Origin of the sequence: Chondrinema litorale (assembly GCF_026250525.1) — a bacterium.
GTDB classification, from domain to species: Bacteria; Bacteroidota; Bacteroidia; order Cytophagales; family Flammeovirgaceae; genus Chondrinema; species Chondrinema litorale.
The window spans coordinates 92663-112078 of sequence record NZ_CP111056.1; the positions used below are offsets into that span (position 1 = coordinate 92663).

Genomic DNA, 19416 nt, shown 5'->3' on the forward strand with positions numbered 1-19416 from the left:
AAGTAATATGGAATCAATTGAGATTAATAATTTGGTTATTCTGTATTCGCTTCAATTACAGAAAAATTTATTATTACCAAGTGAGTCTTTGGAGGTAACCTTAAAACCTTGGTTGGTAGATAAAAATTGGCAACCTTCGGGTAATTATTATATAGAAATATCCATTGTAAACAGGGCTTATGAAGAGGTGAAATACTGTTCGGCTTTTAAGCTAGAGAAAATACATACACACCATTTTACAGTTAGCACAAATGAGTTTGGTAACCATGCGAATTACTTTCTACTATATATCTTAAAAAATGAGTTTAATGAAGTATTGGTGAGTATCAGCAAAGAATTCATCATTTCAACAGAAATTAAATCTGAATTAACAGTTTTTGAAAAATCCTATCAAAGACTGCGAAATACAAATAATTCCAATAAGCCAGCTGTACCGTTAGCTATTGAGACAGTAGATTTCATAGCCGATATGTATCTTCCGGCATTAGCTAAAAGCTTTAAAGAAACCGAAATTACAGGGCCGAAAGTTCCTTTAGCTTTGCAGGCTACCAAATATGCGTCTTGTGCTCAAATTCCAAGTATTGATGAAATAGAAGAGAGACTAAGTTTTGCTAAACAGTTAATTAGTGAGATAGTGGACGAAGAAGTAAAATCAATATTCAAAAGTGAAGTGCAAATAGCAATTCATTCAACTAATGGTGAGTTTTTGCAGTGCTTACTGTATTTGCCAAAAAGGTTTCATCATTTGGGTAATTATGGTTTGCTAGTTGGTTTGCATGGTGCAGGCATGGATGGCAAAAGTTTCATGAATGCCTTTGAAAACGATGGTAAAAATCAATTGAAAGAATTTGCCGAAAAACATCAATACATCATTGTATTACCTTTTACCAATGAACCACTGTCCATTTATAATGAGCAAGAGTGTGATAATATTATGAATATTGTAGAAAGGTTGATTGCAGCTTACACTTCGATAGATAAAGAAAAAGTGATGATTTTGGGCCATTCTATGGGCTGTTTAGGAGCTTGGAAATTAGGTAATCAACATGTAAATAAATTTGAAAAAGTAATACTCATTTCTGGCTTGGTCGATACATCAATAGCAAAATCTGAAAATATTTCACTTATTTATGCTTTTGGAGAAAAAGATGAGGTAGTTTCAGTACCATTACTCAGAGAGCAAAATGATTTTTTTATTAAAAAATTCAGTCGGATTCAATCTTGTATTTATCCAGAAGAGAATCATGTAAGTGTGTTGAAGAAACTGAATGATTGCTTTAAAAAAGAAAAATTGCTACAGTAGCAAACTGTGTCTGTAGCGTGCAGAACCTGCTTTCTAGAGAAAATGAACTAAAAAAACGTAACCAAGCTTTAGAAATACAGTATTATAAGGCATGGTTAATTTTTTTATACTATGAAAAGATATTTTTTTCTGATATTGATGATAGGTTTAAGTACACTTCAGGTACTTGCTCAAAAAGATTATCAAAAAAATGATCATGTTAGTTTGGAAGTGAACACCCGAAATAATGATTATGTGATTGATTACCAATTCAAAGATCATTGGGGTAATATGCAAAATTTTCACTTACAATATAACAAGGAACAAACGGATGACATGATTGGGAAGTTTGGAATTCCAAAGTCTATGTTTGAAAGGTTTATTGTTACACCAGAAACCATAAAAAAGAGAGACAGGATTTTAAAAGAGGGTTTGTTTAAAAAAGAAGGAAATTATTTAAATATAGATTATAGTGCTGTAGTAAATTATTACGCTCCTGTTGTTTGTCAGCCAATAGCTAATCTAATTATCGATAGACTGCAAAATTTAGATAAAGATAGTAGAAAAAACAGGATAGAACTGGCAATGAAGTTTGTACAGGATATTCCCTATGGAGTACCTGATATAGACAAACAGCGTATTTATAGAGGAGGACTTCATGTACCATCAGAAATATTCTTAAAAGGTTATGGAGACTGCGATTCAAAATCTCTATTGTTCACAGGTATACTTTCTTATTTGATCAATCCAGATGATGTGATCTTGTTCCGTTTACCAGACCATGTAGCACCATTTGTTAGGGGGAATGTTACTAGTGGAAGCAGTTATTTAAATTTAAAAGGAAAGACCTATTTAATTGCAGAAACTGCTGGACCGGGCAGACCTAATCTTGGGATTAGTAGAGAGAATCAAAAAATAACTGGTGAGGTACACGAAATCACTTTCAACCCTAATATGTTTTATAGCTCAAGCGAATTGACTGCTTTTAAAAACATAAGTAAGAGTAATAGTTTTGTGGCAAGCACAGAAAAAGGGGTATATAAACTCTTCTTTGTAAACAACACAAAAGAAGATATTTATGTGCTTTTGTATGTACAAGATAAAAGTGAAGAATGGGAAACTAAGGCTTGGTACAAACTAAAGCCAGGAGAAAAAGCCTATTTGGCAGATACACCTAACACTTCATTTTACTATTATGCAACCAGTAAATCAAAATCTTATTACTGGGGTGGACACGACCATTTTATCAAATTCGATAATGAAAAATACGGTCTAAAGAAAAATACCATCCACGAGAATGAGTTTGTGGATTTTACGCTGCATTTGGGTTGAAAAGGCATTATTTAATGCCTTTTCAGTTTGATAATTTAGTTTTTAACTATCTTGAATGTTTTTTCATTTATTTGAACAAAGTACATTCCACTAGCAAAATCAGAGGTATCAATTATTAAATTAGACATGCTGTTTGAACTTTGATAAACTGTTTGCCCAAAATTGTTGAATATCTTTATATCTAATTCTTCAAGTGTATTACCTGTATAATTGGTATCTATATACAAAAAGTCAGCAGTTGGATTTGGATAAATTTTTAATTGTTTAGTAATTAAATCTTCTGTGGCGGTAATAGCAGAATATTTAGCGATAATAGTTAAATCTCCCGTTATACTGTCATACTCTGTATCCCAACCTTCAAATGTAAATTCTTCTCTTTCAGGTTCAGAAGGAGCCGAAGCAGTATTTCCATATTCAACAGTATCAGTTTTTATAATTGTACCATCGTAATCTGTGAAGTTCACTATATAACTATTGATAGTATATTGGGCTGTGATGGTTAAGTTTTCAGTTATACTATCAAATTCAACACTCCAACCATCAAAAGTGTATCCTTCTCTTTCAGGTTCGGTAGGTGCTGAAGCTGTACTTCCATATTCAACAGTATCACTTTTTAAAATTGTACCTTTGTAATCTGTGAAATTCACTATATAACTATTGATAGTATATTGGGCTGTGATGCTTAAGTCTTCAGTTACATAATCATATTCTGTGTCCCACCCATTAAAAGTGTATCCTTCTCTTTCAGGTAGCGTAGGAGCTGAGGCTGTATTTCCATATTCGACAGTATCACTTTTTAAAATTGTACCATCGTAATCTGTGAAATTCACAATATAAATATTGATAGAGTATTGAGCAGTTACTGTTGTTAACCAATCAGTTACATAGTCAAATGAAGTATCCCAGCCAGTAAAAGTATAACCTTCTCTTTGAGGGTTCTCTGGGCTATTGGCAGCCTCACCGAAATATACAGTATCTCTTTTTAGTATAGTTTCATCATAATCAACAAATGTTACATAATACATTAGTTTGAAGAATTTTGCAGTATAAAATAAATCTTCATTCTCTGATGTGACTTTCCATTCATAAAAGAAATATCCATCATGCTTAGGACCATCAGGATAGATAGGAGTTTCTCCATTTTTTAATGTTTGGATATCTATAATTGATCCATCTAAATCTATGAAGGTATGTGTAACAAAGTTTTTAAAATAGGTGGCATTAACAGTAATATCTTCGCTAAAATATTCAAAATCAGTATCCCAACCATTAAAAGTATAGCCTTCACGTTTTGGTTCTTCTGGAGGAATTACTGTTGTTCCATATGTAACTATTTCAGATTTTAAGATTGCTCCATCAAAATCAACAAAAGTTATAGAATAACTATTGATAGTATATTGAGCAGTAATATTTATATCTTTAGTGATATTATCAAAATCAGTATCCCAACCAATAAAAGTATAGCCTTCTCTTTTAGCATTGTCAGGAGCTGTGGCAGCATTACCGAATGTAACTGTTTCATTTTTTAATATTGATCCATTATAATTAAGGAACATTACTAAATAACTATTGATAGTGTATTGAGCAGTAACAGTTAAATTTTCAGTTACATTGTCAAATTCAATATCCCAGCCAATAAAAGTGTAACCTTCTCTTTTGGGGTTAACAGGAGGTTTTGCAGTATTACCAGATACTACAGTTTGACTATTTAATAGGGAATTATCAAAATCAACAAAAGAAACTGTGTAATTTTTTAGATATTGAGCGGTAACTATTAAGTCTTCACTTACATTACTAAATTCAATATCCCACCCATTAAAAATGTATCCTTCTCTTTCAGGAACTTCAGGTGCTGGAGCACCATAGCCAATTTCTACAAATTGATTTTTTAATATCGTGCCATCAAAATCTACAAAAGTTATAAGAAATAGTTCAATGTCGTTATTGATAATCCATCCATAATTATTTATTAAATTGTCTCGTGCATCTTTTGCTTTATAATAGAAATGGCCAGCGGCACCAAGAGTAATATTGTTAGGTACATTAGAGTTTGATGCCCATCCTATTAATGTTGTATTATAATTATCATTTGACATTCCACACAAATCTAACATGTTTTCCATATTTGTAACATTACTAATATCCCAGTTTCCTATATTTTGATTAAAAGCCGTTGCATACCAAAATAAGTAAGACATATCAGTAGTATTGCTTACATCCCAACTACTTAAATCTTGATTAAAAAATTTTGTAGACATGAACATATAAGACATGTTAATAACTTTACTCACATTCCAATTACTTATGTCTTGATTAAAAGATGTTGTTTGTGTAAACATCGAATTCATATCAGTTACATTACTCACATCCCAGGTTCCAATATCTTGGTTAAAGATTGCACCAGTAAACATGTATGACATATTTGATACATTACCTACATTCCAAGCTCCAATATCTTGATTAAAAGATTTATTGTAATGAAACATAAAAGACATATCAGTAACATTGCTTACGTCCCAATTACCAATATTTTGATTAAAAGAATTAGCATCTTTAAAGAGATATGACATATTTATGACTTTACTCACATTCCAGTTTCCAATATTTTGATTAAAAGAGCTTGCTTCTCTAAACATCTCTCTCATATCAGTAACATTGCTAACATCCCAACCACTAATATCTTGATTGAATGAACTAGCTCGTTTAAACATACTAGACATAAAAATAACCTTACTCACATCCCAATTACTTATGTCTTGATTGAAGGATGTTGCTTCTTTAAACATAAAATGCATATATTGAACCTTACTTACATCCCAACTACTAATATTCGCATTAAAGGAACTTGCGCCATTAAACATTCCAGTTAGATCGTAAACATATGTGAAGTCAGGTATATCTGAAGCAGACATATTCATATTTTTACAATTATAAAATGCATTATTCATAGAATTCCACTGTATGTCACCCCATTGAGCGATATCTACAATTTTTTGGGCATTACTTTCTGTGGAATTAAAGAAATTAATGTGAGGAAAAGCACCAGTAATTTCTACTTTATAAACACCGGGCACACCATAAGTATGATTTATATCTCCAGTTACATTAGTATATACACTACCATCACCCCAATCGATAGTGTAGTCGTATAGAAAATTACTGTTTGTTGGAATCATAATTTGGTTACTTCCGTCTCCTTTTTCGGTATCCCATTGGGTTATAAAGGGTTCTTGTGCTAATGCGGCAGAACTTAGTGCTAATAGCGAAAATAGGCATAAGCATATTTTCTTTAGAATTAATTTGTGTTGTATCATTATTTTGAATTCAAGCTGGATGTGATTTTTAGTTAAACTATTAGTGTATAGATAGTTTTATACCCTAATAATTAGGGGAGAAAGGTAGCTCGTAATTCAATACCTTCAAAAAAGCAGATATTATGTTAATGTAATTTCACTTGCTAAGTTTCTGCATTAAACTAAGATAAAATTATATTTTTTATACTAAGTATTGAGCAAACTCTTTGGAAGGATATAGCCTTATATTTTCACAAAAAATAAGTATGTAAGAATTGTTGAAATTTTAACTCCAATTTTGAGGTATATAGACGAAAAATCTCCCCTTCCAAAATTCAATAATGAATTGTGAAAGGGGAGTGTAGTTAAATACTTATCTGAGGGTTTTTATAAGCTATAAATTAGGCAATACCAATAATGGTACACGGGTTTTTAATGTCATTTCTCTGGTTACGCTACCTTTCATTAGAGATTCTAAGAAACCTGCTTTGTGAGGAACCATCACCAATAGATTTGCATTGTATTCATTTACTCCTTTTTCGATACCTTTTGCAATACTTGAGCTTTCTACAAAATTGTAAGTATGTTCAACATCTTCCATTAGGTTATCTACATTTGAGATAAATTGGTTATTTGCTAGTGCGGGTTCTTTCGCTTTAGTTTCTACATGCAGTACCTGAAGTTGTGCATTGTATTTTCTAGCAAGGTCTTTTAAAAGATCTAAATGATTGTCTTTTTCCAAATATTTATACTCACAAGCATAAAGAACTCTTTCAAGCTTTTTGTAAGGAACTTCATTTGGAACTACCAACACAGGGAATTTTAATCTATGGATAGCAGCGGTAGTTGTATTACCAAATAATCTATATTCCATTAGATTGGTTTCCATACCCATTACTACCAAATCAACTGGGTTGGTGGTTGCATAAGCTTCAAGCTCTTCTACTGTATTAGCCATTTTGCTGTACCAATTTACACTCAAGTTGTATTTTTGTGCAGTTTCATCAGCTAATTCTTGTAGGCGTAACTCATTATTTTTAATCATCTGGTCAATTTTATCAGGAGACAATCTTGCATTACTAGCATGAATGTTCAAGTGATAAACATTGAACAGAACCAATTTAGCATTTATCACATTCGCTAACTCAGCAGCATAACTAAGTGCATTGCTGGCAGCATTTGAGTAATCGGTGGCAACTATAATTGTTTTCATGACGAATTTGTTTTGTATTATAAAGTAAGCATTTATTACATAATTCGCATATGACAACAATCAGCTTCCGTCATGATAATTATTGGAACTAAAGGTTAATTAGGTGTTTCGTGAATGTTAAAATCACCAAAATTTCATTAAAAAAGCACAAAAGTGGCTTAGCACCACCTTTGTGAAAACTTTTTAATTTTATTTAAACTCTACTTTAAAAACAGTAACCATTACATCCATTGCAGAGGCCTCTGGAGTTTGTATAAGAAGTTTGTCATCTTGAATAAACCAATCTACTTGCTTGTTATCTCCTACAACATAGATTTTTGAAATGCTATTTCCATCTAATCCATCTACCACATGTTTTACCTCAATGGTCGATTCAGGTTCTGGCATACCTAAAGTATAGATAAACAGCGCTTTGCCATCTTTAGCTTTACTGAATCGATAATCGCTTTTTGAGTATTTAATGGTGGCAGATTGCCCACCAAAATGACCTTCTTCAAACGCTGCATCACCATATCCATAAATAGAGTAGGCACGGGTTTCATAGACGGCTTCTTGATGTTGATAAATCCAATCTCCGATTGCTCTGAGCACATCTCTTTGTTCTGGATTGATGACTCCATCGGCAGTAGGAGAGATGTTTAGCAATACAATTCCTTTTTTACTCCAAACATCCACCATGTTTCTAATAACCAAAGCAGGGTCTTTGTAAGTTTGACCTTTGGTGTAGCTCCAAGCTCCCTCGCTAATGGTAATATCTGTCATCCAATATTCATCTGAAATATCAGTTTTTCCACCTTGTTCGATGTCTAGCAAGCTTACTTCTTGTGGCAAGTCTTCTTGTTTGTGAAAAACTATGGGTTCCTGATTTCTACTAATAGCCGTATTAAAATGATGTGCCACCATCTTTTGCTGATATTCCTCAGGAATTTGATCGAGCCATGAGTCGTACCACAAAATATCTGGGCCATATTCATCTACAACTTCGTTTACCAAAGCGAGCCAATATTCATTAAATTCGTCTTCGCCCATGTTACCATACAGCTTGCTAAGTTTCGGATCAGTAGAAGAAGTTACATAATCTGGATGATAGGGATAATGGCTGTTCCAACCCGGATCAATGTTGTTACCTGCCCAATTGCTTGTATCATTCGCGTACTTTTGCCCAAGTCTTGCATGGTGTAGGGTAGCGATAGTTTTCATGTCTCTCGCTTTTAAAGCTTTAAATAACTCTCCAGTAATGTCTTTTTTGGGTCCCATGTCGTAGGCATTCCAAGGGTTTATTTTACTAGCCCACATAGCAAATCCATCGTGGTGTTGAGCGACAGGGCCTGCAAATTTTGCCCCTGTTTTCATGAATAAAGAAGCCCATTCTTCAGCATCAAAAAAAGTAGCTTTAAACATGGGTATAAAATCATGATAGTTAAATTTATCTATCGAACCATAAGTTTCTTGGTGATGTGCAAAAATATTTCCTCCCCATTCATCGCCTCTGTTGGGCACATACATCCACCTTGGGTACCATTCCGTTTCAAAAGCTGGCACACTATAAACTCCCCAATGAAAATAGATGCCCAACTTTGCATCTTTAAACCATTCTGGTTGTGTTTCTATCTTGGAGAGCGACTCCCAATTTTCTTCAAAAGCAGGCTTTTCTTCTTTTTCTACCGTTTCGTTTTTCTTGTTGCAAGCACTAATACCAAAACAAAGAATGGTAGCAAAAACATACGGAAGTATTTTGTTATAGTTCATAATTTACGATCTGAAATCCTTCTAAGGTCTAATTACAATTTTCCCTAAACTAATAAAATCGGTGAAGAAGTCAGATACTTTATGAGCAACTTTATTTCTATATTAATTGAATGACTTTCTAAATTCTAGAGGAGATAAGCTTGTTTTTGTTTTAAATAATTTACTAAAAGATTGTGGATGTTCGAAGCCCAACTCATAGGCAATTTCACTAACAGATAAGTTGGAGGTAGATAGTTTTTCTTTCGCTTTATTGATGAGTTTTTCGTGAATATGTTGTTGGGTACTCTGCCCAGTAAGAAGCTTAAGCAATCCGCTTAAATAACTGGTGGAAACATTTAGCGTTTCGGAGATGTATTGTACACTTGGTAAACCTTTAGTAACCAGATCGTCACTATTAAAATAATCTGTAAGTAGCTCTTCTAAACGAGCGAGAATTTTGTGGTTACTAATTTTACGTGTAATAAATTGGCGCTGATAAAATCGCTCTGAATAATTGAGTAAGGTCTCTATTTGAGAAATAATGATATTCTGGCTGAATTGATCAATATTAGAAAGATACTCTTGCTGGATATTCAGAATCAAGTTCTTTATAGTTACTTCTTCTTTGGCTGATAGAAATAAAGCTTCGTGAGTGGCATAGTCGAAATAATCGTATTGTCTAATGGATTTTGCTAATGGAGTATTTCATAAGAAATCAGGGTGGATTAGTAACATCCATCCTGATCGCTTCATTGTTGGGTTTGGGTTAGCATCTATTCTAAAAACCTGATTAGGTGCTATAAAAAACATGATGCCTTCATCAAAATCGTATTGTTGTTGGCCGTAAATCATCTTGCCATTAATGCCACGTTTTATAGAGATCATATAAAAATCGTATACCCAACTAAATGACTCTCTTCTTGCAGTTGGTGCAATTTTACTATAATCAATCACACTTATAAGTGGATGTTCGGGTTTTGGCAAATTTCTAAGTCTATGAAACTCACTAATCGTTTTTATTCTTTGAATCTGATTTTCAGCCATTATTTTAAAATTATTCTTTCAACCAATTCTTAAATAATTTAGAATAAAATGGTATTACAACATAACTCATCGCAGGTACCAAAAGTGCTGTTAGCAAAAGTGTGCGAAGTGGCAAAGGTAATATGATTAGCAAGTCGCCCAATAACCAAAGTAAAATGGTAATGAGTGGGTAAATGGCTAACCAGCTTATAAATGTTCTTTTATGATGGATGTTTTTACTCATATTTCTATTTATTGTTCCTTAAATTTTGTTGCAAAATCTTTAGCAAAGTCTGCAACTTTTACTTTACCCAAAGTGGGTTTATTACGAAAATAGTCTTCGTATAATATACCGCTTTGTTGGCTAGCCTGCATTTCTACAAAACCTTTAGCAACATCTGGGTTCATTCCGATTGCAAGTAGGTTTTCTAATATGTGTTCGTCTGAAACGACTATCCATTTTAAATCTGGCATTCCAATGGCTTCACCAAGAATTTTAGCGATGTCATCAGAAGAGATTTCTTCGCTAGCTATGTAGCGGAAAGTTCTGCCATCAAATGGTTTTTCCATTTCTTCGGCAATAACAGTGGCAATATCAAATGTAGAAACCCAAGGCTTTTTAAAAGTACCACCATAGTTTGAGATAATGGTTCCCTGAGATTTTATTACAGGAATAAAGCCAAACAAATTGTTATAAAAACCAACAGGTCTCATAAACTTAATAGACACATCTTCTGGAAGTTCTTTTAAGATATTTTCAACATTGTAATGAAAGGCCAGAATGCCATTTCCTTTATTTGTATGAGCTCCAATACTACTTAAATGAACTACTTTTTTAACACAAGATTCCTCAATTGCCTGCTTGTAGCTTCTAGCTATTATGTTGATAGACTCCATAAAATCGAGTTCTTTGTTAAAGAATTCTCCGGCAGCTCCAAAAGCTTCCATCACATAAACAATATCAGCTCCTTTAAAAGTGTTTGTGAGAAATGATACATCTTGCATAGAACCAATTGCAGCAGTTGCACCTATAGCCTCAATGGCTGCTATCCTTTCAGTTTTGCTGCTAACAACTGTTACTGTATGCCTTTTTTGTACCAACTCTTGAGTGAGTGGTTTACTTATATTTCCTAGTGAACCTGTTACTACAATTTTCATAATATTCTGTTTTTTGTTTGTACAAAAGTCTGCATCAAACAAAAAACAGAATTAGCCAAATCTACTTTTGTTGTAGTCAAATATGAAGTTGAAGGTTTGACGTATTCAACCAATCATATTATTTGTATTTGCTTTCATCCAGTCTAAAAAAGCGAACGGCATTATTAAACAGAATATCGCGTTTCTGATCAAATGATAGATAAGTAGCATTTTCAATTACTCCAATTGAAGTTTCCAAGAGTTCTGGCCAGATCATTAAATCGGTTCCGTACATAATTCTTTTACCAAAACCTGCTTGTACTAATCGTTTAATGTAATTATTAACTTCTTCTAAAGGATAGCTCCAAATCATTCCGGCGATGTCTACATAGACATATGCATTGGCTCCCATTAAGGCGACCATCTCATCAATTAGCGGATAGCCAGCATGCATTACCCAAATTTTCAATTTTGGATGTCTAGCCAACATGTCTTCCAATAAAAATGGATTTCCTAAAGATGCACGGTACTTTGGATTGTTGATGTTGATTGTTCCGTTTCCGCCTGTACCCATATGAATTCCAACTGGAATATTCAATTTTTCGGCTGCTGCAAAATAGGGATCAAGCGACATATCGCTAGGAGAGAGGCCTTGGTATTGTGGAGCCACTTCGCCCATAACTTTGTAGAACCCACTAGATAGAGAATCGGTAAAAGCGACCACAGACATTGCTTCTGAGTTACTAATGGCAATACTTGGAATTACTCTACCTGGTTCAGCCGCTTTTTGCCAACTTCGAATTACAGAAGCATCACCACTGGCTACAATCGTCATGTTGAGCCTTTTCATGGTGGAGATTAAAGCATCTTGAAACTCCTTATCAGATTTGGCTGCTTTTAGAGGGTGAGCACAATCTGCTGTCATAAATGTGGGGGCATCGTCAAGCGGATCGCCACCGGGCATGCTTGTTAAAAACCAAGGGCACATATCGCTAGCAAAAGCGGGATTTACCTTCATTGCGTGAACATGTACATCGATAATAGGTAAATGTCTTTTTTCACCTTCTTGCGCAAAACCAATCGTAATCGCTGAGAGCAGAATTAATAATGTGAGTTTTGTAAATTTTTGTGTCATACTAGATAGTTGTTTTTTTCATATTTGTGATACATTAAATATTCTCTTTAAGATAGATATTCTCCAAGAACTTAAAAAGCCTTGGAGATCGAAAAATGCAGGTATAATTGTAGTAAATGATATTTACATTATGGTTCTATGGTTACAATTACCCTTTTATATCTCGATAATGCAGGCGTTCCTTTATCAGTTACTTTTAAGATAAAATGGGCAGTTTGTCTTTGAGTAACTTTGGGAGCTGTAATCGTATGTACATTGTATAAGTTTGGAGAATAAGGGCCGAAGCTTATCTTTTCTTTATAAGTTCCTGCTTCTACATAGTGGAACCACAGATAGCTCAAATTATCACCATCTGGATCAGTTGTGCCACTTGCATCTAGACTAAAAATATCACCAGATTTTACTGTAAATTCTTCTGGATGCCCAAGAGCGGGCACTGGCGGATGATTGGCTTCTTCGTAAGATTTTGTGCACCAATCCATGCGAGCGGCAAAATCATTTTGAAAATCTACTCTCCATCTCCAAAGAGAAACTTTATTATCATTAAAAGTATTAGAATCGGCTAGTATGGGTCTGCCATAGTTCTGATAAACCCAAGGAGTATATTGGTCGTTTGCATTCGTCCAGATTGGTCGAGTTTCTACTTCTAAGGGTACACCTCCGGTAAATCCTTCAGTATCTAAATCTGAGAGTTTTGGTTGATATAATTCGTATCGGCCACCCCAGCCTCCCCAATTGGGTTGGTTTGGCGCATTCAATCCATTCGGGATTAAAGACAAATAGGCGGGTGTATCTCCTTCCATACCATAAGCCACATCTGGATACATGGCACCAAGTGGGCCATGATTTTGTTGGATATTTTCGGTTAACCAATCATTACTTATTTCAGTATTATCAATTCCTTTTACTACCTGATTTATCCCAATCCAAGTGGCGTTAAAATATCCTCCCGGACTCACGATATAAAACAAATCAGGAAATTCATTTCTAATCCAAATTCCACTATCGTCTTGATCGGAGATGGTGTAAACTCGAAGTTTGCTAATAAGCTTTTTTGCTACTGATTTGCTCTTCGTTTTTCTGATTTTAAATAGTGCTTGAGCTAATGTGTTAGCACCTCCCCAAACAGAAACCCAAACAGGTCTTTCATCATCTTTCTCTAAAACCTCTATTATCCAATCTGAGCCTTCAGAGTCTTTACCTTCGCCCACGGCATTCATGCCATATTCTGGTAAAGCTTGTTTTACTAGCTTAAGCAACTCTGCTTCTGTCGGATAACCCTTCTCGTGTTTTTCTAAATTAGCATGCACTTTTCCATAAGCTGTCAGTACATTTTTAATTGATTCTGGTGCCACCCTATTTTTTTGATGGGTGGAAGTTGTGGCAATAAGACCTTCTATATCTAGTGAATTGGCATATAATAATAATCGAATGAGAGATTGCGTATCATCAGGATCAGCTTCGATATCGGTTAATACAATAACTCGGTGTTTCTCACTGGCAGCGATTGTTGAATTTTGTGTTTCAATAATATTGCTTGTATTGTTATTGCCAAATAGCAATGATAGGGTTAGCCCTAATGAGAGTAATTTTGAGATCATGGTCGTAGTCATATTTACTATTCTTTTTTAATAGCTGCTTTTTACTCCGAAGAGTAATACAGCTTAAATTGTTCTATTCAGCTAAATTTAATGAGTTATGGTGTTTAATCAAGCTTCTCCAAAGCTTTATTTAAGTATTAGATATACGATTTTTCACAAAAAATTTAAAAGGGGAAAAATTGCCTACTCCAAGGGAAATTGTACCTAACGCTAGCCTGCTATAATGCCACATCTTTGTATTGTAATCATTTTAAAACACCAATTAAAAATTAAAAACAATGACAAAGTTTAATGTTCCTGTCCGAGGAGAAGTATCGGAAAACAACCAAGCTATTTTTGATAACCTTAAAAAAGGTTTAGGCTTCGTTCCAAACTTGTATGCTTACTTCGCTAAAAACGATACCGCTCTTGGCGACTATCTAGCACTTCAAAATCGTAAGTCGACTTTAAAAGCAAAAGAAAGAGAAGTTGTAAATTTGGTAACTAGCCAAGTAAACGGATGTCGTTACTGCCAATCTGCTCACACTGTTTTAGGTAAGATGAATGGATTTACCGATGAGCAAGTATTAGAGATAAGAAGTGGCGTTGCTTCTTTCGATACTAAAGTGGATGCCCTAGCAAAATTAACCAAAGCAATTGTAGAAAATAAAGGTAAAGTTTCAGACCAAATAAAAACTAACTTTTTCGAGGCTGGATATACAGAAGTTAATCTAATTGATGTGGTAATTGTAATCGGTGATAAAATCATTAGTAACTATATCCATAACCTCACTCAATTCGAAATTGATTTTCCGATCGCACCTGAACTTTAACCTTAACCAATAAACAACATTTAAGATGAACACACATAAAATTAACTGGATAAATGCCATAATTGGTGGCATATTGGGTACACTCGCTTTCGATTTAGTAGGCTTTGCTTTTACTGGACAATTTTGGGACATCGCCGGTTTACTAGGCGAAAAAACAGGATTAGGCTTTGCTTACGGACTTTTTGGTCATTATTCCAATGGAATTTTACTGGCAGTTTTATATGCAGGTATCGCGCCATCGCTCATAGGCCCAAATTGGTTAAGAACCTTAGTCTTTGTTACAGCAGAAACCATTGCATTGGTTTGGTTCTTTATGTTTCCACTGCTCGGTGGTGGCATAGCTGGAGCAGAAATGTCTGAGATTATTCCAGTATTATCGATGGTAAGACACTGGGCTTACGGCATACCACTATGGTATTTTGTACATCAATATCATCAACAGAGTTTGGCTGTACAATAAACTAAAAAGATAAATTAATTAAACTATAAATTTAATAATTATGGCTACAGAAATTAAAATCACGAATTTGCCAGAAGGATATCAAAGTATAATCACGAATGGTACACACAGCATTGTTGGCGATGAGCCAGTAAAAAGTAAAGGAACAGATTTGGGTTTAAGCCCATCGGAACTGGTATTAAGTGGTTTGGCAATGTGTAAGGTGGCAACAGTACGTTTTATCGCTCGAAAGTATAATTGGGAAATAGGTAATGTAGTTGCTGAGTTATCTCAAGAAGTGAAGAGAGAAGCTAAGGGTTTAACAACAGATGTAAAAGTGAAAATTCAGATAGAAGGCAATATTACAGAAGAGCAAAAAGAGAAGCTTTTGTATGAAGCCGATAACTGTTACATCCACAGACAAATCTTAGGTGACTGGAATATCGAACACGCTACAGATTTAGTTGAAGCTCCACTAGTATAATTGATCTTGCCTCCGAATTTTTAAATCAAAAACATTCTCTCTTTTTAAGAGAAATTAAATAGAACTATCATGAGTAATATAGAGATAAAGCATCCTTTGCCTCCATTTACTTTGGAAACCGCTTTGGAAAAAGTACAAAAAGCAGAAGACACTTGGAATACGCAAGATTATGTAACTGTATCGAAAGCATATACTATTGATACCGAATGGAGAAACAGAAATGTTTTTTTGAATGGGAGAGAAGAAGTACAGGCTTTTCTTAAAAATAAATGGGAAGTTGAGTTGGACTATAAGCTTAAAAAAGAACTTTGGGCTTATAAAGATAACCGAATAGCAGTTCGCTTCGAATACGAATACCGCAATAAAGCAGGTAAGTGGTTTAGAGCCTATGGCAACGAGAACTGGGAGTTTAATGAAAACGGTCTGATGCAAAAACGCTATGCGAGCATTAACGATTTGCAAATTGAAGTACAAGACCGAAGATTATAATTGCTACAAAAGTAGTTTGGGTTTCGCCCAAACTGCTTTTGTTTTTTAAATAATATGAAAAATCGATGGGGGCAAATTTTTCCCTTATTGACATAAGTTGCTGCTCAACTTACTTTCGCAATAGATAAAATTAATCACGATGGACAGACGATTGTTAGGTAATATTTTAATTATCACGCTAGTAATTCTTGCTGGCTCAGGCATATACATGTACTTTACACCTTTCGGAAAAAATGTAGCTTCATTACATACATTCTTTGCACTGCTTTTTATACTGGCAATGGTTTTTCATATCATCAATAATAAATTGCCATTGTCTAATTATATAAAAGGCAAAAAGAAAACACAGCTTAAAAAGTACCAAAGTGTATATGTTTTTTCTATTGCGACTGGCTTGGCTACAGGTTTGTATTTTAACCATCCTTATTTAAATAAGCTTTATGCTTTTGGCAACCAATGGAGAAATCAACAGCTTGGTAAGCAAGACGCAAGTTTTGATTATCAGATGATAGACTTGCCAAATGCAGTAGGCAACCAAGCAATTAGTATTGAATTGAAAAAGGGAGAAGCTTTTCAATATCCATTATTTGCAGTTTGGTTGGCAGATTCAGTTGGAAATTATATAGAGACTTTATACATCTCTAGAGTAATTGCATCGAGCACTTTTGATTATGGCAACAAAGTAGGCGACAAGTGGGACGCAGCAGTAAAAAGAAGGCCAGAAGCTTTGCCATATTGGTCTCACCAAAGAGGTATTAAAGCAGTCGATGGTTTGTATGTGCCTTTAGCTAATGCAGCAGATTTAGATGGTGTTTCTGGTGCTACACCAACTGGTAACTTTTTAATCAATTCAAAAACAGAGATTGATAATAATAGTACTTACAAAGTTTTTATAGAACTGAATCAATCGTATGACTGGAATGATTTTTACAGTGAAGATAAATTTCCAGAAGATAAAATCTATTCAGGCTCTGGGCAAGTGGGTCAACCATCTTTAATTTATTCGGCAGAAATTAATTCAAACGATTTGGCAGCTACCACTTACAAATTCATGGAATTGCTTGGGCATGGTCATCATTCAGGGAAAGATGGGAATCTGTATGCTGATTTATCTAATATTACTACCGCCAAAAATATCGCTGATCGAATTATCTTAAAAGTTGACTAAAATGAGACTCTTTGTCTCATTTAGAAGCAATAAACATCGCTTAAATTGCTTGATTTTTCAATATAGAATTATCTCTATTCAAATAGCTTTTATCCAATTTAGTATTTTATCTATTTTACTACAATAATGTATAACATACCTCAAAACGATTTTAACTAAATAATTAAAAGTTAAAGTTGAATGAAAGTCATTTCTGAGTAATTTCCATAAAACTCTTTACAAAATTTTGGTAAAAATAAATTCATTAGAATTAAATTTGGATAAATGAATTATTATTAGATTTTAAAATCAGGTTAATACATATAATTCACTTAGTTTTTCAGAAAAAAAGCAAACAATATTACTTTTAATTAGCATAAAACATTAGTAAAATATTGTAAATTTACTTAAACGGTGATTTTTCAGAATTTGGATTTTGCCAATTATATTTGATAATTCGGACTGTTAATTTAAAGCAATATTTGAGAATCCTTTGTCTAATTTAACTAAAGATTTTGACTTTACTACGCTATGGAAAAGACTGAAAGCAGGTGATAGAAACGCCTTTAATACCACTATAGGTTTTTTTTACAAACTGCTATTTTCCTACGGTTTTAAAATTTCGGGCAATGCGCAATTAACAGAAGACTGCATTCAAGATTTGTTTATCTATATATGGGAAAACAAAAACAAACTTGGCGATGTAAAAGATGTTAAAGCGTATTTATTAAAATCTCTTCGAAGACGTATTTTGGAAGCATTGAGTCGCTGGGATAACAGAAAACAACAATTTGCTATTTTCCAGCAAGAATTCGATATCGTTTTTTCTCACGAAGATTTATTAATTCAAGATCAGTTTAATAAAGAAAAGGTGGAGAAACTCACTTCAGCATTAAACAATTTGCCTCCCCGGCAACGCGAAGCCCTTTACCTCAAATTTTATGGAGAAGCCTCTTACCAAGAGATTGGAGAAATTATGGGTATAAATAATCAGTCTGTAGGTAATCTATTGCAAAGGGCTATTAAGCTTCTTAAAGATTATATTTTACTATTCATCTTGTTAATTTTTTAAGTGTAAATTATCCTTCCCAAAAAAAATAAAAAATAATTTCAATTTGGTGAGTATATCTCTACTTAACCTCCTTCTGTAATACCAAAGCGGTAATAAATAGCTACGAATTCAATACGAGTTGCCTAACTAACTTTCGCTAATTACAACAAAAAATAAGACCAATAACATGGATTATAAGCACTATAAAATTGAAGATTTTGTATTAGACAAATCTTTTGAGGAATGGGTGGATGGTAGAAATCAGGAATCTATAGCCTTTTGGGAAAATTGGAAAGTAGAACATCCTGAAAGAGAAAATGAAATAGCACAAGCCAAGGAGCTGATTTTAAACTTAAGATTTAAAGGGTCTGAAATCTCAGACGATTTGATCGAAGACAAGATTAGAGTAATAAATGAAAGAATTGATAATAAGCACAATGAGACTGTAAAAGTAAAAAGTATGATACCTCAGTTTAAAAATATAGCTGCTACATTTTTGCTATTGCTAATAGCAGGCTATATGCTGTGGTTTTTTAATAAAGATAAGCACCTTAATAAGGAAGAAACGATAGCGAAGTATCTCGATAAAACAACTAGTAGTGGGCAAAAAATTAATTTGACGCTAACGGATGGAACAGTTGTTAAATTAAATTCTCAAAGCAAACTGAAAGTACCAGAAAAATTTACTGCTAATAAGAGAGAAGTTTATTTGGAAGGAGAAGCATTTTTTGAAGTTGAAAAAGATTCGGCGAAACCCTTTTTGGTCCACACCGGTGAGCTTGTAACAATGGTGAAGGGAACAGCTTTTAACATCGCAGCCTATAACGATGATGAAGAAATTAGAGTAGCTGTAAGCGAAGGTAGAGTTGGAGTAATTGTAAAGATGAAAAACGATTACGACACATTGGACTTGTTACCCAACGATATGGTGATTTATAACAAGGCGAATGAGTTGGCTCAAAAAGTTGTATTTGACACCCGCAAAGAAATCGGTTGGAAAGATGGTATCATCTATTTTGAGAATGCCAATGTTACAGAGATTTTTCCTTATCTGGAAAAGTGGTATGGAGTTAAAATTACTGTAGAGAAGCAAGAAGAATTATTAGGCTCATTTGTAGGAGAGTTTGAAGATGAAAATCTCGATAACGTACTCCGTGTAATGGGCAATGCACTTGGCTTTAATTACCGAATTGAAAATAAAGTTGTTCACATTAAACCTTCGAAATATGATTGATACGAGCTAGCAAAAA

The 19416-nt window shown here is 33.9% G+C and carries 16 protein-coding genes and 1 pseudogene; 9 read left to right on the forward strand and 8 right to left on the reverse strand.

All coding sequences use genetic code 11. From position 1 onward, the window contains the following. The first annotated feature begins 7 nt into the window (after positions 1-7). Positions 8-1303 carry an alpha/beta hydrolase-fold protein gene (locus OQ292_RS34845; RefSeq protein ID WP_284688779.1) on the forward strand — a complete coding sequence of 432 codons (1296 nt, stop codon included), beginning with the start codon at positions 8-10 and terminating at the stop codon, positions 1301-1303. A gap of 111 nt (positions 1304-1414) precedes the next feature. Further along, entirely contained in the window at positions 1415-2614 is a 1200-nt protein-coding gene (locus OQ292_RS34850; protein ID WP_284688780.1) for a DUF1036 domain-containing protein, read from the forward strand. A gap of 35 nt (positions 2615-2649) precedes the next feature. On the opposite strand, the gene OQ292_RS34855 is transcribed toward OQ292_RS34850, so the two are convergent. From OQ292_RS34855 to OQ292_RS34890, 8 genes and pseudogenes are all read right to left on the reverse strand, one after another. Beyond that, on the reverse strand, positions 2650-5928 hold the full coding sequence (locus tag OQ292_RS34855) for a BspA family leucine-rich repeat surface protein (protein WP_284688781.1): 3279 nt from the start codon (positions 5926-5928) through the stop codon (positions 2650-2652). A gap of 373 nt (positions 5929-6301) precedes the next feature. Continuing rightward, positions 6302-7120: a universal stress protein gene (locus OQ292_RS34860; protein WP_284688782.1), complete on the reverse strand. Its 819-nt coding sequence runs from the start codon at positions 7118-7120 to the stop codon at positions 6302-6304. Positions 7121-7309: 189 nt separating this feature from the next. Then, the gene (locus tag OQ292_RS34865; RefSeq protein ID WP_284688783.1) at positions 7310-8869 is read right to left on the reverse strand and encodes an alpha-L-fucosidase; all 1560 of its coding nucleotides are present in this window, start codon (positions 8867-8869) and stop codon (positions 7310-7312) included. Positions 8870-8971: 102 nt separating this feature from the next. Next, positions 8972-9892 (reverse strand): annotated as a pseudogene (locus tag OQ292_RS34870) (helix-turn-helix domain-containing protein). A 10-nt stretch (positions 9893-9902) separates the two neighbouring features. After that, positions 9903-10115 (reverse strand): putative antibiotic biosynthesis monooxygenase, encoded by a 213-nt coding sequence (locus OQ292_RS34875; protein ID WP_284688784.1) that lies wholly within the window; start codon positions 10113-10115, stop codon positions 9903-9905. A gap of 8 nt (positions 10116-10123) precedes the next feature. Beyond that, positions 10124-11029 carry an NAD(P)H-binding protein gene (locus OQ292_RS34880; protein ID WP_284688785.1) on the reverse strand — a complete coding sequence of 302 codons (906 nt, stop codon included), beginning with the start codon at positions 11027-11029 and terminating at the stop codon, positions 10124-10126. A 118-nt stretch (positions 11030-11147) separates the two neighbouring features. After that, positions 11148-12143, reverse strand: a complete 996-nt coding sequence (locus OQ292_RS34885) for an amidohydrolase family protein (RefSeq protein ID WP_284688786.1) — start codon at positions 12141-12143, stop codon at positions 11148-11150. A 128-nt stretch (positions 12144-12271) separates the two neighbouring features. After that, positions 12272-13744 carry a DUF1593 domain-containing protein gene (locus OQ292_RS34890; protein WP_284688787.1) on the reverse strand — a complete coding sequence of 491 codons (1473 nt, stop codon included), beginning with the start codon at positions 13742-13744 and terminating at the stop codon, positions 12272-12274. Between the two features lie 278 nt (positions 13745-14022). Here OQ292_RS34890 and OQ292_RS34895 point away from each other — a divergent pair, with 278 nt between their 5' ends. The 7 genes from OQ292_RS34895 (at position 14023) to OQ292_RS34925 (ending at position 19400) form a co-directional block, all read left to right on the forward strand. Next, positions 14023-14556, forward strand: coding sequence for a carboxymuconolactone decarboxylase family protein (locus tag OQ292_RS34895; protein WP_284688788.1), 534 nt, complete (start codon positions 14023-14025; stop codon positions 14554-14556). Between the two features lie 25 nt (positions 14557-14581). Continuing rightward, a complete protein-coding gene (locus OQ292_RS34900; RefSeq protein WP_284688789.1) occupies positions 14582-15016 on the forward strand; it encodes a hypothetical protein in 435 nt (144 codons plus the stop codon). A 40-nt stretch (positions 15017-15056) separates the two neighbouring features. Continuing rightward, positions 15057-15479 (forward strand): OsmC family protein, encoded by a 423-nt coding sequence (locus OQ292_RS34905; RefSeq protein ID WP_284688790.1) that lies wholly within the window; start codon positions 15057-15059, stop codon positions 15477-15479. A gap of 78 nt (positions 15480-15557) precedes the next feature. Further along, positions 15558-15968: a DUF1348 family protein gene (locus tag OQ292_RS34910; RefSeq protein ID WP_431733807.1), complete on the forward strand. Its 411-nt coding sequence runs from the start codon at positions 15558-15560 to the stop codon at positions 15966-15968. 139 nt (positions 15969-16107) lie between these two features. Beyond that, positions 16108-17136 carry a DUF4405 domain-containing protein gene (locus OQ292_RS34915; protein WP_284688792.1) on the forward strand — a complete coding sequence of 343 codons (1029 nt, stop codon included), beginning with the start codon at positions 16108-16110 and terminating at the stop codon, positions 17134-17136. A 472-nt stretch (positions 17137-17608) separates the two neighbouring features. Then, on the forward strand, positions 17609-18187 hold the full coding sequence (locus OQ292_RS34920) for an RNA polymerase sigma factor (RefSeq protein ID WP_284688793.1): 579 nt from the start codon (positions 17609-17611) through the stop codon (positions 18185-18187). A gap of 166 nt (positions 18188-18353) precedes the next feature. Next, entirely contained in the window at positions 18354-19400 is a 1047-nt protein-coding gene (locus tag OQ292_RS34925) for a FecR family protein (RefSeq protein ID WP_284688794.1), read from the forward strand. Positions 19401-19416 lie beyond the last annotated feature (16 nt).